The following is a 16,479-nucleotide window of genomic DNA, read 5'->3' on the forward strand; positions in this document are numbered from 1 at the left end:
CGTAGGGTGGGCTTTAGCCCACCATGTGTTATCGTAAATTGGTGGGCTAAAGCCCACCCTACATTTTACCCCTCAATCTCCGCCACAATCTTATCAATCTCGGCACGCAAGCGGTCGATATTGGCTACAGTTTTGCGAATTTGAGCATTGAGTTCATCAATATTAATCACTTCACGAGTGTCTTTTTGTTCCACATACGAACTTACTGCAAGGTTGTAGTCATTTTGGGCGATTTCTTCAAAGGATATGGATTTTGCCAAATGCGGCACATCCTCTTTATCGGCAAACAGTTTGAGGATTTGCTCGATATGTTCCTCTTCTAAAATGTTGTTATTAGTGGCAGATTTAAATAAACCGCTGGCGTCGATAAATTGAGTTTGCGTATTGGGTTTGTGTTTGGAAAGCACCAAAATATTTACGGCAATACTGGTGCCAAAAAAGAGATTTGGCGCAAGCGCAATCACCGCGTCCACATAGTTATTATCCACCAAATATTGACGAATTTTTTGCTCGGCACCGCCACGATAAAAAATACCAGGGAAGGAAACAATCGCCGCGCGGCCTTTTGCTGAAAGATAACTTAACGCATGTAAAATAAAGGCAAAGTCCGCTTTAGATTTCGGTGCAAGCACACCTGCGGGGGCAAATCGTTCATCGTTAATCAGTGTTGGATCGTCGGAGCCAGCCCATTTCACGGAGTAAGGCGGGTTAGAAACGATGGCATCGAAAGGTTTATCATCGCCAAATTGTGGTTCCATTAAGGTGTTACCTAAAGCAATATCAAACTTGTCGTAGTTGATGTTATGTAAAAACATATTCATACGGGCAAGGTTATAAGTGGTGTGATTAATTTCCTGCCCGAAGAATCCTTCTTCAATGATGTGTTCATCAAATTGTTTTTTCGCTTGCAACAATAAAGAACCCGAACCAGCAGCAGGGTCATAAATTTTATTGACTTTGTCTTGTCCATATAAAGCCAGTCGAGCAATTAGCTTGGAAACGCATTGTGGTGTAAAGAACTCGCCACCTGATTTACCAGCATTAGCAGCATAGTTGGAAATTAAAAACTCGTAAGCATCACCGAATAAATCAATATGATTATCTTCAAAGTCACCAAAATCTAACTCGGCAACGCCTTTTAATACGGCAGCGAGACGGCTGTTTTTATCGGTAACGGTATTGCCCAGACGGTTGCTGGTGGTATCAAAATCAGCAAATAAGCCTTTGATGTCCTGTTCGGAAGGATAGCCAGTAGCGGAGTTTTCAATATCGCTAAAAATTTGTTTAAGTTCAGTATTAAGGTTTGGATTGGTGTTCGCAGTCGCCACTACGTTTTTGAATAGCTGACTTGGATAAATAAAATACCCTTTCGTTTTAATGGCATCTGTTTTAATGTCAGGTGTAATGATTTCATCAGGTAATTGGGCATAATTTACGCTTTCATCGCCCGCTTCAATGTAATTGGCAAAATTTTCGCTAATAAAACGGTAAAAAAGTGTGCCAAGCACATATTGTTTGAAATCCCAGCCATCGACTGAGCCTCGCACATCATTAGCAATTTGCCAAATACGACGTTGAAGTTCGGCACGTTGTTGAATTGCAGCAGCCATAAAATCCTCAGAATATTTTGTGTAATGAGTTGGATAGATATGTGAAAAATTATACAGGAAATTAGTCTATTCTGCGTGAATTTCTATGAGTTTATCTTACAGCTATTTGTAAAAATAATGTCTCGTTTGCAGGTTTTGTCTAGATAAAGTGCGGTTAAAATTTACTATGTTTTTATGTCGAGGAAAATATTTGAGAAAGGGCATGTTGTGCATGCCCTATAGTTTGACGTATTAGTTCATAATTCCTTTATGTCTTAATAGTGCATCTAATTGCGGTTCACGACCACGGAAGCGTTTGAAGAGTTCCATTGGTTCTTCTGAGCCTCCACGCGTGAGAATTTCATCTAAGAATGATTTGCCGGTGATTGGGTTGAAAATACCTTCTTCTTCAAAGCGAGAATAAGCATCAGCCGATAAGACTTCAGCCCATAAATAGCTGTAATAACCTGCGGCGTAGCCCCCTGCAAAAATATGGCTGAAGCTGTGTGGCGCTCTTGCCCAATCTACGCCTTTTATGACGGCAACTTGTGATTTCACTGATTTAAGTGTATCCAAAATTTGATTGGTTTTTTCCGCATCAAAGGTGTGATGTAAACGGAAATCAAAAATACCAAATTCAAGCTGACGTAAGATAAACATCGCAGCTTGGAAATTTTTCGCTTTTAATAATTGCGTGAGTTTTTCTTTTGGCAACGGCTCGCCTGTTTCGTAATGTCCTGAAATAAACGCCAAAGCCTCTTCTTCCCAGCACCAGTTTTCCATAAATTGACTTGGTAATTCCACAGCATCCCAAGGCACGCCATTTATACCCGCCACATCGGATACATCAATTTGCGTGAGCATATGATGGATTCCGTGCCCAAATTCGTGGAATAGCGTGGTGACTTCATTGTGAGTAAATAACGCTGGTTTATTCCCTATCGGTGCATTGAAGTTACAGGTTAAATAAGCCACTGGCGTTTGAATGCTGCCATCTAGTTTACGCTTACGTCCGATATAGTCATCCATCCATGCACCACCACGTTTGTGTTCGCGTGCATATAAATCAAGATAGAAACTGCCACGGAGTTGATCATTTTCATCAATTAAATCAAAGAAGCGCACATCTTTATGCCAAGTATCCACGCCTTTGCGTTCAACTGCACGAATATTAAAAATGCGTTTAATTAATTCAAACAATCCCGAAATCACGCGATTTTCAGGAAAATATGGGCGAAGTTCTTCATCATTAATGGCGTATAAATGTTGTTTTTGTTTTTCGCTGTAAAAACCAATATCCCAAGGTGCAAGTTCCGTGACACCAAATTCTTTTTCGCAGTAATTTTTCAATTCTTGCAGTTCTTTTTCGCCTTGTGGTTTTGCACGTTCGGCAAGATGATCTAAGAAATCAAGCACTTGTTGTGGATTTTCTGCCATTTTGGTGGCAAGTGAAAGTTCGGTGTAAGTATTAAAACCGAGTAATTTCGCCAGTTCCACGCGTAATGTAAGAATTTCTTCCATAACTTTACTATTGTCCCATTTGCCTGCATTAGGGCCTTGTTCAGAGGCACGTGTCGCATAAGCATGGTACATTTCTTCACGTAATGTACGATTTTCGCAGTAAGTCATCACAGGCAAATAACTTGGGATTTCTAACGTAAAACGATAACCTTTCAATCCTTTACTTTCGGCAGATTGTTGTGCTGCCTGTAGTGCGGATTCAGGTAAGCCAGCAAGTTCTGCTTCATTTTCAATGAGTTTTTCCCAACCCATTGTGGCATCTAATACATTATTGCTAAATTGTGAATTTAATTCCGATAAGCGTGCCACAATTTCGCCATAACGTTGTTGTTTCTCTTCGGAAAGCCCAATGCCTGAAAGTTCAAAATCACGCAGTGAATTTTCAATGGCTTTCTTTTGTGCAATAGAATAATCGGCAAATTCAGCACTATTTTTTAACGCTAAATAAGCATTATAAAGCCCTTTATGCTGCCCAACCCAAGTGCTGTATTCAGAAAGTAAAGGTAAACACTCTTGATAGGCTTCACGTAATTCAGCACTATTTTTTACTGAATTGAGATGAGAAACGGGTGACCAAGCACGATTTAACCGATCATTAGTTTCCGTTAAAGGCAAAATGAAATTTTCCCAAGTAAAGTGCGGTTGTTTTAACACTTGTTCTATTGTGTTGCGACAATCTTGAATTAATTTTTCAACAGCTGGTTGAATGTGTTCTGGCTTGATTTGTGAAAATGGCGGTAAGGCTTGAATGTTAAGTAATGGATTTGACATAGACATAAATGTTCCTTTTTTGAAAACTGTTTTTTTATGTGACGGCAAATTCTATAATATCAAGGTTGAAAAATCTAAAAAATCAGTAATAATAGTTTGCATTTTCTTTTTTATTAGGAACATTATGAAAATTATTTACATTATTTTAGGTTTTCTTTCACTTGCAATTGGCATCATTGGGATTTTCCTTCCTCTTTTGCCTACCACGCCTTTTTTATTACTTACTTTATTTTTCTTCACAAAAGGTTCAAAACGCTTAGAACAATGGTTTTTAGGCACAAGTATTTATCAAAAACATCTCAAGTCCTTTCATGAAAATCGATCATTAAAGAAAAATACCAAAATTTGTATTTTGACTTTTGTTACCACAATGCTACTAATTGGTTTTTATTTCACGCCAAGTGTAATAGGGCGTAGTGTTATTGTTGCGTTGATTTGTATTAAGTTTTGGTTCTTCTTATTTTGGATTAAAACCGAAAATGAATAATTTGTTCGCCTTGTGCCAACGAAGTGCGGTTATTTTTTCCATCATTTTTACGATGATGGCTTGTGATAAATTGGATAGTCCCAAGCCTATTTCGCCACAAGTTGAAACGCCAAAAAATCCTCAATTAGAGTCCAACCGTGTTGAATTAAAACGTGGTGTTTATGGCGATTTGACTTTGCAACCTTGGCAAGCACAAAGCGAAGAACAAACTCAATTATTACGAGATCTTTTTGAAGGATTAACAGCTTATGATGCTCAGGGCAATCTTGTTCCAGCTGTAGCAGAAAGTTGGCAAACTGAAGACAATAAAACTTGGATTTTCACTTTGCGTGAAAATGCTAAATGGTCAAATGGCGAGCCTATCACTGCATCAGATTTTGTACAATCTTGGCAAACACTTTCTCAATCTGAAAGCCCAATTAAAAATTATTTGGCTTTTATGAATCTGAAAAATGCGAAGGCAGTATTGGAGAAAACGCTAGCTGTTGAATCCCTTGGATTGTTTGCCGAAAATGACCGCACTTTACGCATTGAATTAGATAAAGCATCGCCATATTTACCTTCTATGCTGGCACATGTCAGTCTTTTGCCTCGCTATGCTAAATCGACTGAAACATTTATCAGCAATGGCGCATATCAGTTACAAAGTCAGTCTGAAAATCAGCATATTTTAATTGCCAATCCTTATTATTGGGCAAAAGAAAAAGTGATATTTCAACAAGTGAAGTATCAAAAAATTGTAGCAGATGCAGATTTGTCTGATTTTGATGTTGTAATGAATCCGAAAAAAGTCGATCAGAATATCCAAGATTATCCGCAACTTTGTACTTATTTTTACGAATTTAATCTTTCGGATCCAACATTGCAAAAAAGTGCGGTAAGAAAAGCGATTGTTTCGATGATTTCTACCAAGAATTTGGTTGCAGATATTGCTCATCTTCATCCTAACAATACTTTTTTGCCAAAATCGATGCTAGGTGAGCAAGAATCTGTTTGGGAGCCAGTTGTTGCAGAACAGCTCTTTTCCCAAAATCAAATTAGTGAAACTCGTCCATTGAAATTACGTATTCGTTATGATGATTCATCTCTGAATCAAACCATTGCAATGCGATTAAATCATCAATTATCACAATCTGATTTATTACGAGTTGAAAATCAAGGGATGAGCTGGCAAGAATTGCAAACCGCCCGCACAAAAGGCGATTTTCAATTAATTCGTTCTGGCTGGTGTGCTGATTTTAATGATCCTGCAGCATTTCTAAATTTATTCTATTCAAAAAGCCCAGATAACAAAAATGGCTATAAAAATGCGGAATTTGATCGTTTATTTGAAAGTGCAATGACGACGACATCCGAAAAAGTGCGGTTAGAAAATTACGCGAAATTAAAAGGGATAGTTCAACAAGAGCATTTAGTGTTACCTATTTTTCAATATAGTACGCCAGTTTATCTCGCGCCAAGTATAATGGGTGCACAAGTAAATTCTGTCGGTGCCATTTATAGTAAAGATTTGTGGAGAAAGGTTCAAAGTCAATAATTGCCCTTGCAATCAAGGAAAGAATTCTTTAAGATTGGAGGCATTGGGGACAACTCCTACATCGTCCCCTTGCGATTATCTTAGATAACTGTTCCGGAACAGCTAACTAAACAACAGATAATCAAGAAAATGAAAAAGGCAATTTTTTTCATTTTACTTACTCCTGATAAGCCCCGCTCTTTGGAATACGAGACGGGGTTTCTCGTTTTTAGCAATATGCTAAAAAATCTTTTGATTATTCCATAACATAAAGTTTAAATAAAAAAGCCATACTGTTCAATATAACAGTATGGCTTTTTTAACATATCTTATTTGTTAAATAATCTCTTCCTGGCAATGTGGACAGGTCATTAAATGTTGTTCGTCATTGTTATGCACAATGTAATGCCCCATTTTTTTCGCTTTTGTATCAAGATATTTTGTGTTGTAGCGGTTTTCGCCTACATTAAGCGGTACTCGTTCAACCACGTTGATACCTGCTTTTTTCATGGTTTCTACTTTTTCTGGGTTGTTGGTCATTAAGCGAACTTTTTTTACACCAAGTAGCTCAAACATATCGGCACAGACTTCAAAGTTGCGTTCATCCGCTTTGAAACCTAAAGCAAGATTAGCTTCAATGGTATCCATTCCTTTATCTTGTAAAGAATAAGCACGGATTTTATTAATCAAACCAATTCCGCGACCTTCTTCACGATGATAAATTAAGACTCCGCGACCTTCTTCTTGAATTTGTTTTAATGCTGTCGCCAGTTGGAACCCACAATCGCATTTTAAGCTGTGAAGCGCATCGCCAGTTAAACATTCAGAATGGATACGTGCTAATACAGGTTCATCAGCATTAGAAATATCGCCCATCACTAAGGCTACATGTTCTTTTTTTGTATCTGGGAATTCAAATCCCACCATTTTGAAAATACCGTATTCAGTGGGTAAATTGGCTTGCGCAACTAGCTGAATTTTTGCCATAAAGTGATCCTTATTCGTAGTCATTTCTGTTAGAATGCGCGCGTTATTTTTTATTATCAAGGGGCGAGCATGTTCAAAAGGCTGTCATTATATACGTTATTACTTTGTCTTGTACCATTTTTTATTTGGGGTATTTCCTATCAATGGCATGGTAATAGCCAATTAACTCAAGCTGATTATTGGCTTTATTTGCTCACTGAAACGGGTAGCGTACCTTATGCGTTGATTACCTGTGTGTTATTTACGCTTTTGTTTGCGTTTTTATTTAAAAATCCAAAACAATGGCTATTAGGCGTAATTGTGATGGGGATTTCAGTTATTGCAACTCAAGCGGCAAAAACAGGGGCAAAAGCATTATTTGAAGAACCTCGTCCGTTTACCGTTTATCTAGCTGAGCAAACTCATTCAACGCCTGAAAACTTTTATAAAAATGACCGCACTTTGCGTGCTGAAATAGCTAAGAATTTTTATTCGATGGATGCTATCACACCAGCTTGGTTAGTTCATCATTATGAGAATGAAACGGGGTATTCGTTCCCTTCTGGACATACGATTTTTGCGGCAACTTGGCTAATGCTTGCTGTTGGCTTTACCCAATTATTGGGTAACCGTTCTTTTAAAGCAAAATTGCTGGTGGTGGGTATTGCAGTGTGGGGCTTATTGATGTTGATTAGCCGTGTGCGATTAGGCATGCATTACCCAATAGATTTATTGGTGGCGACATTACTGGCATGGTTGATTAATGGCATTATTTTTGCCTTTTTAAAGAAAAAGGCGATCTTCGTCATGAAATAGTATTAGGTGCTGACTTGTCTATACAAAATTGTGTGTTTTAAACCACCGTTCTATATTTTGAATAATAAATTGGGGAAGTAATATTTCTTGTTCTAAGAAAGTTTTATCCATGATGAAATAATTCATGTTTTTTAGATTTATTTCTGAAGGTTTTCTTTGTTTCCCTGATAGGTAATAATAGGTTGTCCACAATACTGGTAAAGAACTATTATTCCAAATATCTTCATATCTTTGAATTGAAGCATCAAACCAAAATCTAAACCAGCAGTGACGTTTATTTTTATATGTTCCTTTTTGGTTAGGACAGTCTGCTAATGTTAATAGAATATAAGGAATTTGATACTCTTCAAGTTTATTGTATTCCCAAATTTTTTGTTGATTAGCTAATATAATAAATTCAATAGGTTATAAGTTTTTTGCCGAAAAACTAATTTGACGATAATATTTTTGCCAATTTTTTCTGAATGAATTTTTTAATTCAGTCCATGCGTTTTATTTGGTGATAATGGAAAATATGATTGGTATAAATTGCTTTAGTTTAATTTTATGGGGCAGAATTCGCTTTTTGGGTAATTAGAAAAATTGCTATTAGAGGATGGCACTGTATTAACATTTTTCTCAAATAAAACTTGAGCACAAATAGGGCAGTGGCATTTGGGTGTAGTATCTTTTAAACCTAACGGTTTATTACCAAATTCAATAATGTACTCCTTGACAGTGATTAAAATTTCTTTGCTTGGATGGTTTTGCTTTTTCCATTTTTATCCTATTTGTTATACACTAAAGAATAAAGCATAACAGGCTTAAATTTTGATGAATTATCCACAGTACAAATAAGGCGTTATTAAAATAATTTACATTCTACTATAGGATAATAATTATTCTGATGATTGGATGAGTTTTCTAGATAATCATTCTGATAAAACAAAAGGATTACAGGTAAAATTACAGACTTGTGAGTATTTTGGGTTAGTATCAAAAAAGTATATAGGTACTGTAAGAGATAAATGGTAATACACAATATATTATTTTATTGTGGTTTTAAAATTACGATTTTGGTACTTTTAGTATAAAGTAAGGGCTATTTTTATTATTTACGAGCACCAAATATCGCAATCAATTCTTTCACTTTTACGCGTTTTTCTGGGTTTTGGCTAATAGAACGTTGGACTTTTACCCGTTTAAATTTAGCACCGTTATAAATTTCACGCGTAAATTTAGTATCGTGATTCGAGATCAATATCGAAATTTGTTTTTCTTTTTGTATAGATTTCGCTAAATCTGCCAAAGCACGTTGCTGCACTAGTCCAAACTCATTCCCTGCATAACCAGTAAAATTAGTCTCTTGTTGTAGCGGAGCATAAGGTGGATCACAATAAATCACCGAATCCTTATCGGCAAATTCAAAAGTTTTTTGAAAATCACAGCATAAAAATACCGCACTTTGCGCTTTATGAGCGAAATAACGTAATTCATCTTCTGGAAAATAATGAGTTTTGTAAGCTCCAAAAGGCACATTAAATTCATTCTTGCTGTTATAACGGCATAATCCGTTAAACCCAAAACGGTTCAAATATAAAAAAATAATCGAACGTTCGAAAGGATCTGTTGATGCATTGAATTGGCGACGTTTAGCATAGTAATAATCGGGTGTATTGGCATCATCAGCGAAGAAAATCGGCTTACAATCTTCAATATAACCCTCTACATTTTCTTTAACAATATTGAATAGATTGATTAAATCAGGGTTGATATCTGCCAAAATATAGCGTTCAAAATTAGAATTCAGAAATATCGCTCCAGCACCCACAAATGGCTCAATTAAGCAGTTTTTTTTGTTTGGAAAGGCTTTATTTATCTCGTCCGTTAAACGAAATTTTCCCCCCGCCCATTTTAAAAATGGACGGTGTTTTAACTTAGGTTTTAAAGATTGTTTTTTCGGACGTAACATCTTAATCCGTTTGAGTACAACGACGAATTGCGTTTAACACGAGGGTATGATCGGTATCATTCGCCACATAAGCTTGGCCTAGAGATTTGAGTAACACCAGACGCAATTTACCCGATAGAACTTTTTTATCACGCATCATATGCGGTAAATAGTCTTCTGGCTGCATCGTATCCGGTGATACGGTGGGCAAATTGGCACGAGCAAGTAATTTTTCAAGGCGAGACACATCTGCAATAGAAATATCTCCAAGTTCTTCCGAAAGCACCGCTGCCATCATCATTCCCGTCGAAACAGCTTCACCATGAAGCCAGTTTCCATAACCTAAGTGAGTTTCAATGGCATGTCCAAAAGTATGTCCAAGATTAAGCAATGCACGATCGCCTTTTTCTGTTTCATCTCTCGCAACAACATCTGCTTTAATTTGGCAACAACGAGAAATACAATGTTGAAGCGCCTCAGGATGCAAAGCGACAAGTTCATCAATATGTTGCTCTAGCCATTCAAAAAATTCGTAATCTAAAATGGCACCATATTTGATAACTTCGGCAAGCCCCGCGTTTACTTCACGTTTAGGAAGCGTATTAAGCGTGAGCGTATCAATAATAACCATTGATGGCTGATAGAACGCGCCAATCATATTTTTGCCTAATTCATGATTAACCGCCGTTTTACCGCCCACTGAAGAATCCACTTGTGAAAGCAATGTGGTTGGCATTTGAATTAAACGCACACCGCGCTGATAACTTGCCGCCACAAAGCCAGCAACATCGCCAATTACGCCGCCGCCCAATGCAATAATCGTGGTATCTCGCCCATGATTATCTTGCAAAAGTGCGGTGAAAATTAAGTTTAAAGATTCAAGTGTTTTGTATTTTTCGCCATCTGGCAATAAAACATGATCGACTACGCAACCACGTTTTTCCAACGCATAGATGACTGTATCAAGATAAAACTGTGCAACCGTGGGATTCGTTACAATCATCACGCGATCCCCACGTTTAATCGGGTAACTACGTTCATCTTGTAACAATCCGCTACCAATTAAAATAGGATAGCGACGCTCTTGCAATTCCACATTGACGCACAACATAATTTATCCTTAGGTGTGTTTAAAGCGCACCATTTAATCCATTCATATTATCAATTAAATCAACAATTTGATTTACCATTACTTTGGCATTTTGTTCATCAGTTGGCAAAGTGATGTCCGCAATTTCTTCATAAAGCGGATTGCGAATTTTTGCTAAATCTTCCAATACTTGACGAGGATTCTCTGCATCTTGGAGCAATGGACGTTTTTTATCACGTTGAGTGCGTTGGAATTGTTTTTCCACCGTTGTTTCTAAATAAATTACAATACCACGTGCTGATAAATAATTACGGTTTTCCTTAGAAAGCACTGCTCCCCCACCAGTTGAAAGTACAATACCTTGCATTTGTGTGAGTTCGTTAATAATGCGTTCTTCACGTTTTCGGAAGCCGTCTTCGCCTTCCAAATCAAAAATCCAGCTAATATCCGCGCCCGTACGTTCTTCAATCACTGCATCGGAATCAATAAAATCCATATTAAGCTGTTGTGCTAATTGACGACCGATAGTACTTTTACCTGCACCCATTGGTCCTACTAAAAAAATATTACGTTTTTCCGCCATTGTTTTTTATCTAATTAAATTAAAAGTGAAATAAAATTCGATCATTTCTAATGAAAATAAACTGCGTAAAAATGCAGAAGATAGAAAGATCTCCCAAAAAATGGGGTAGATTATCGCAATAAATCACCCTATTTTTCAACCTTTATAGGGAATTTATTTTCCACGAGAAAGCATCTAAATATGGAATAGTTAAAATTCTTAATCATCTATGAAGTCTTCAAACCTAGGACTAATAACAAAAATAGCGCGTTAAATACGCGCTATTTTTAGCCTATTTTTCAATTTTATTTTTTAGGTAATGCATCAGTTGAAGCATTAAATTTCACATTTGATGAAGTGTAAGCCTCAAAGTGCGGATGTTTTTTCATAAATTTTATGAAACTTTCTGCATCAGGCAAGTAGGTATCAACGCCTTCATATTTTGGATCGTTAAATAATTTACCAAAGGTTTTATAACCGTCTTTACCGCCTGCAACATAAGCATTTGTTCCGACAAGATAACGTTTGTTATCATCAATCGGTTCCCATTGTTGGGTTTGTTTATTCAAGACTTCAACACTCACTAAACGTTTACCTTCCGCATTTGGTGTTTCATTCGCTTCATAACGAATACCTGCACCATAAGGGAATGCGCCTGTAGAGCCATCAACCAAAGCAAATTGCATCGCATCTTCAAGCACTTGTTTCACTAACGAACCTTCCATTTTATAGGTATATAACGTATTCCCGAAAGGTAAGAAAGTATAAGCATCGTTAAAGGTTACATTGCCCGGTAAAATATCTGCGCGTACACCGCCAGCATTTTGAATAGTTAAATCCACTGTTTTGAGTTCGTTATACATTGTTTCTGCAATAAAACGCGTTGCAATAGAACCTTCTGGATTAGATCCTGCTTTATTTGGGATACGGTTTGCTGAACCACCTGGCATTGCAGAACCAGTGATAACGCCCACAATTTCTTGTGCTAAGCGATCTTTTTCACTTTTATATTTAGCAATAAGCTTATCGGTTTTTGCATCGTGATCATCAAGTGAAATACTTTTCATTGATTTTAAAGTATCAAGTGCTTTTTTACGTTCATCGCCAGTTAATTCAGCCCATTTACCTTCCGAATTTTTCACTTGAAGTTTATGAGAACTCATTAACACGTGAGGAATTTTACGAGTAATAGACGCTATACCTTCAGGACTGAATTTAACACCTAAATCCCCCACCACGGCAGAATAAGCCCAGCCTTCCATTACAAATACAGGCTCTCCATTTGGATTTTTAAATTCAAGTGGATATTCATAGATTACTGGAAGTTTTAAACTACGTAATTCATCATTTCCGTATAAATAATGTGAATCGCCAGTAACGATCACATCAATATCATTTACTTTTTGAGCAATTTCGATATTTTTTTCACTACCTGCGTGTGAAAGTAGGATAATTTTATTAATTCCTTGCTGTTTTAGCGCATTTGCCATAATTTGTGCAGTAGCAATTTCATCATAAAACTTCACATCCTTACCCGGAGAAGAGGAATTCACTGTTTTATTCACGGTATCTAAACCGATAATGGCAATTTTTTCTCCATCCACAGTGAAAATATCGTAAGGTTTCCATTTGTTATACAAAATTGAACTTTTATCAGGAATCACATTAGCTGAAAGCACAGGGATTTTTAATGGTTCAAGCAGTTTTAATAACCCTTCATTACCTGCGTCAAATTCATGATTACCTAAAGTAAAATAATGAAAATTACCTGCGTTCATCACAGCTGCATCTGCAGAACCACCAAACAGCGTGAAGTAAAGCGTACCAGTAATGGCATCGCCTGCATGCAGTACCAATGGATTTTTGTATTTTTTACGCAATTTGTTAAGTTTTGCATTGACAGCAGAAAAACCACCAATATCCACTTTGGTTTGCTGACCATTTAAATTAATCCGTGTTTCGTGCGGTTCTAAATAAGAATGGTGATCATTGATGTGCAAAATACTTAATTCCACAGCTTTGTGAGCTTGTGGTGCCTCTTTGGCAAGAGCTACACTAGTGAAAAGCATCGCAAATGTACTGAGTGCAAAGGTAGCTGATTTTTTGGATAAAAGCATAAAAACTCCTATTGGTAAGGGATTAATTTAAACCTTCTAGCATTGCTTGAAAGGTTTTGTAACGAATTGCATCATTATTGTGCTGTAAATTTTCTCGAGGTTGATCTAAATACGAGAAATCATCAACTTCCACACCTTTAAATTGGCGATTGAACATCATATTTGCTAAAGCAAGGCGAGACTTAATTTCTGAAGAAGGAGTAATCAAACTAATACGATTTTCAGTAATCGAAAAAATAGTCTGATTCGGAAAATCTTGACGTATTTGTTCAATAATTTTTTGAAATATACCTTTGGCATTCAAAGACAGTAATATAATTTGATCTGCTTTTGCTCCCCGCTCCATTAAAGTCTGAACAAATTGCTCTGAATTATCTGTTTGACGAATATAAATTTTTGCCTGATCATTTGCTAAAAAAGACACCAGTAAGTTTTTCTTCATTTCCTGAATTAAATTAGCATCAACAGTATTTATTGGCTCAAAGTATAAGTAATCAAGAAATTTAGGCGTGAGATTTTTATCTGTTTTAAAAATGCGAGTGAGGATTTTTTCGCTTATTTGGATCTGATTATCAAGAAATTGGGGAGGTAAAGAAAAAAGTGCGGTAAGTTTTTTTTGTAAATTTGTAATTTGTTGTTTGTCTTGTTTAGCTAAAGCCATTGAAAATTGTTGCTTCAAAGCCTCAGCTGATTCAGTGGATATTGATTGATGAGAAGATGGACTAGCTATTACACCTTGTTGAACACCAATAAATGATGCTAATCCAATTAACACAGAATGAAAACTAATTTTCATAATAAACCTCATTTAACTGATATTTTATCAAGCTAAAATACCGCTATACGCGTAAATTTGACCTAAAACAGCTGGATGCCTCGTATTATATCGCAAAACAAAATAAATTGTGAATGATAATTAAAAGGAATACAACCTACTTTATGCATACAAAACTTGCAATTTTGCTTGAAAAGTATAAAATTCGCAGGCTTTTTGTCTATATATACAGAGAAAAAAGTAAGCTATATTCTCAAATCACTTTCGAATTTGAGAATATTCTTTTAGTAATTAAACATTTAGAGGAAGGTTATGGTAACCATTCGTTTATCTCGTGGCGGAGCTAAAAAACGCCCATTTTATCAAATCGTAGTCGCTGACAGTCGTTCACCTCGTGACGGTCGCTTCATTGAACGTGTAGGTTTCTTCAATCCAATTGCACAAGGTAATGCAGAACGTCTTCGCATTAATCTTGAGCGTGTAAATCACTGGGTTGCTCAAGGTGCTTCACTTTCTGATCGTGTTGCGAGCTTGGTAAAAGAAGCACAAAAAGCAGCATAATTTTGCTTTTTGATTTAGTTCTCAAACTAAGATAGGTGAAAAATATGGAACAACAACATATTGAAGTTGTGGGCAAATTAGGCTCAACCTACGGTATTCGTGGGTGGTTGCGTATTTATTCATCAACAGAACAAGCTGAAAGCATTTTTGATTATCAACCTTGGTTTTTAAAAATCAAAGGTGAATGGCAATCAATTGAATTAGAAAACTGGCGTTATCATAATCACGAAATCATCGTTAAATTAAAAGGCGTTGATGACCGTGAAACTGCACAAATTTTAGCGAATGTTGAAATTGGTGTAGATTTATCTGTTTTCCCAGAACTAGAAGAGGGCGATTATTACTGGCACGATTTAATCGGTTGTACAGTCGTAAACTTAGAAGGTTATACAATGGGAACAGTAACAGAAATGATGGAAACGGGTTCTAATGATGTATTAGTGGTTAAAGCCAATACCAAAGATGCTTTTGGAAAACAAGAGCGGTTAATTCCGTTTTTGTATGAACAAGTAGTTAAAAGAGTCGATCTCACCACAAAAACAATTGAAGTGGATTGGGACGCTGGTTTCTAATCTCAAGTATGCACAAACGTAATGTAGTAGGCTTTTTATGTGGATAGGGGTAATTTCATTATTCCCCGAAATGTTTAAAGCGATTACGGAATTTGGGGTTACAGGTAGAGCCGTAAAACATAATCTTCTGAAAGTTGAATGTTGGAATCCAAGAAATTTTACATTCGACAAGCATAAAACTGTGGACGATCGCCCTTATGGTGGTGGCCCAGGAATGCTGATGATGGTGCAACCTTTACGGGATGCGATTCATACTGCAAAAGCAGCGGCAGGAGAAGGCGCAAAGGTGATTTACCTTTCGCCACAAGGACGTAAACTTGATCAAGACGGCGTAACCGAGCTTGCTCAAAATCAGAAATTGATTTTAGTATGTGGACGTTACGAAGGGATTGATGAACGGTTGATTCAAACTGAAATTGATGAAGAATGGTCAATCGGCGATTACGTTCTAACTGGTGGGGAATTGCCGGCAATGACATTAATTGATGCTGTTGCACGTTTTATTCCTGGTGTATTAGGCAAACAAGCCTCCGCAGAAGAAGATTCTTTTGCAGATGGTTTATTAGATTGCCCGCATTACACCAGACCGGAAGTGTTAGAAGGATTAACTGTACCACCCGTGCTGATGTCGGGACATCACGAAGAAATTCGGAAATGGCGATTAAAACAATCGCTACAGAGAACGTGGTTCCGACGCCCTGAGCTCTTAGAAGGCCTAGCTCTGACTGACGAACAACGTAAGCTGTTAAAAGAGGCGCAAGCCGAGCATAACAGTTAGTTTCAGTTACATCTAGGATCAATAAAGGATCAAACAATGTCTAACATTATCAAACAACTTGAACAAGAACAATTAAAACAAAACGTACCTAGCTTCCGCCCAGGTGATACTTTAGAAGTTAAAGTATGGGTAGTTGAAGGTAGCAAACGTCGTTTGCAAGCATTCGAAGGCGTGGTTATTGCAATTCGTAACCGTGGCTTGCACTCAGCATTTACTTTGCGTAAAGTATCTAACGGCGTAGGCGTTGAGCGTGTATTCCAAACTCACTCTCCAGCTGTAGATTCTATCGCAGTTAAACGTAAAGGTGCGGTACGTAAAGCTAAACTTTACTACTTACGTGAACGTTCAGGTAAATCAGCTCGTATTAAAGAGCGTTTAGGCGCATAATTCCATTATATTTAATGATAATCTAAAAAACCTTGGGATAT

The 16,479-nt window shown here is 37.0% G+C and carries 15 protein-coding genes; 7 read left to right on the plus strand and 8 right to left on the minus strand.

The features are described from left to right. Positions 1-65: 65 nt before the first annotated feature. Complete coding sequence (locus AT683_RS04355; protein WP_044364928.1) at positions 66-1,610, minus strand: type I restriction-modification system subunit M; 1,545 nt, start codon at positions 1,608-1,610, stop codon at positions 66-68. Positions 1,611-1,841: 231 nt separating this feature from the next. Then, on the minus strand, positions 1,842-3,881 hold the full coding sequence (prlC, locus tag AT683_RS04360; RefSeq protein WP_044365151.1) for an oligopeptidase A: 2,040 nt from the start codon (positions 3,879-3,881) through the stop codon (positions 1,842-1,844). 124 nt (positions 3,882-4,005) lie between these two features. On the opposite strand from prlC, the gene AT683_RS04365 reads away from it, so the two are divergent. Together AT683_RS04365 and AT683_RS04370 are read left to right on the plus strand one after the other, a co-directional pair. Next, positions 4,006-4,368, plus strand: a complete 363-nt coding sequence (locus AT683_RS04365; RefSeq protein WP_021035560.1) for a YbaN family protein — start codon at positions 4,006-4,008, stop codon at positions 4,366-4,368. Beyond that, a complete protein-coding gene (locus AT683_RS04370; RefSeq protein WP_050845960.1) occupies positions 4,361-5,905 on the plus strand; it encodes a peptide ABC transporter substrate-binding protein in 1,545 nt (514 codons plus the stop codon). The genes AT683_RS04365 and AT683_RS04370 overlap by 8 nt, the downstream gene beginning before the upstream one ends. A 315-nt stretch (positions 5,906-6,220) precedes the next feature. On the opposite strand, the gene ribA is transcribed toward AT683_RS04370, so the two are convergent. Further along, positions 6,221-6,871, minus strand: coding sequence for a GTP cyclohydrolase II (gene ribA, locus AT683_RS04375; RefSeq protein WP_005629111.1), 651 nt, complete (start codon positions 6,869-6,871; stop codon positions 6,221-6,223). 69 nt (positions 6,872-6,940) lie between these two features. On the opposite strand from ribA, the gene AT683_RS04380 reads away from it, so the two are divergent. Then, positions 6,941-7,666, plus strand: a complete 726-nt coding sequence (locus tag AT683_RS04380; protein WP_011271925.1) for a phosphatase PAP2 family protein — start codon at positions 6,941-6,943, stop codon at positions 7,664-7,666. A 1,090-nt stretch (positions 7,667-8,756) separates the two neighbouring features. Here the strand turns inward: AT683_RS04380 and AT683_RS04385 are convergent. From AT683_RS04385 to AT683_RS04405, 5 genes are all read right to left on the minus strand, one after another. Then, positions 8,757-9,617: a Dam family site-specific DNA-(adenine-N6)-methyltransferase gene (locus AT683_RS04385; RefSeq protein ID WP_011271924.1), complete on the minus strand. Its 861-nt coding sequence runs from the start codon at positions 9,615-9,617 to the stop codon at positions 8,757-8,759. A gap of 1 nt (position 9,618) precedes the next feature. Continuing rightward, entirely contained in the window at positions 9,619-10,707 is a 1,089-nt protein-coding gene (gene aroB / locus AT683_RS04390) for a 3-dehydroquinate synthase (protein WP_005688099.1), read from the minus strand. Positions 10,708-10,726: 19 nt separating this feature from the next. Continuing rightward, positions 10,727-11,269, minus strand: coding sequence for a shikimate kinase AroK (gene aroK / locus AT683_RS04395; protein WP_005658483.1), 543 nt, complete (start codon positions 11,267-11,269; stop codon positions 10,727-10,729). 284 nt (positions 11,270-11,553) lie between these two features. Then, positions 11,554-13,365 (minus strand): NAD nucleotidase, encoded by a 1,812-nt coding sequence (nadN, locus tag AT683_RS04400; protein WP_058222192.1) that lies wholly within the window; start codon positions 13,363-13,365, stop codon positions 11,554-11,556. Between the two features lie 22 nt (positions 13,366-13,387). Further along, positions 13,388-14,161 (minus strand): hypothetical protein, encoded by a 774-nt coding sequence (locus tag AT683_RS04405; RefSeq protein ID WP_005648742.1) that lies wholly within the window; start codon positions 14,159-14,161, stop codon positions 13,388-13,390. Between the two features lie 291 nt (positions 14,162-14,452). Here AT683_RS04405 and rpsP point away from each other — a divergent pair, with 291 nt between their 5' ends. From rpsP to rplS, 4 genes are read left to right on the plus strand one after another with little or no spacing between them, the layout of a single operon-like run. After that, positions 14,453-14,701 carry a 30S ribosomal protein S16 gene (gene rpsP / locus AT683_RS04410; protein ID WP_005653865.1) on the plus strand — a complete coding sequence of 83 codons (249 nt, stop codon included), beginning with the start codon at positions 14,453-14,455 and terminating at the stop codon, positions 14,699-14,701. 44 nt (positions 14,702-14,745) lie between these two features. After that, positions 14,746-15,273, plus strand: a complete 528-nt coding sequence (rimM, locus tag AT683_RS04415; protein WP_005658489.1) for a ribosome maturation factor RimM — start codon at positions 14,746-14,748, stop codon at positions 15,271-15,273. Between the two features lie 37 nt (positions 15,274-15,310). Next, entirely contained in the window at positions 15,311-16,051 is a 741-nt protein-coding gene (gene trmD, locus AT683_RS04420) for a tRNA (guanosine(37)-N1)-methyltransferase TrmD (protein WP_011271922.1), read from the plus strand. A gap of 36 nt (positions 16,052-16,087) precedes the next feature. After that, the gene (gene rplS / locus AT683_RS04425; RefSeq protein WP_005648735.1) at positions 16,088-16,438 is read left to right on the plus strand and encodes a 50S ribosomal protein L19; all 351 of its coding nucleotides are present in this window, start codon (positions 16,088-16,090) and stop codon (positions 16,436-16,438) included. The last annotated feature ends 41 nt before the right edge of the window (positions 16,439-16,479 follow it).

Source organism: Haemophilus influenzae (assembly GCF_001457655.1).
Classification (GTDB): domain Bacteria; phylum Pseudomonadota; class Gammaproteobacteria; order Enterobacterales; family Pasteurellaceae; genus Haemophilus; species Haemophilus influenzae.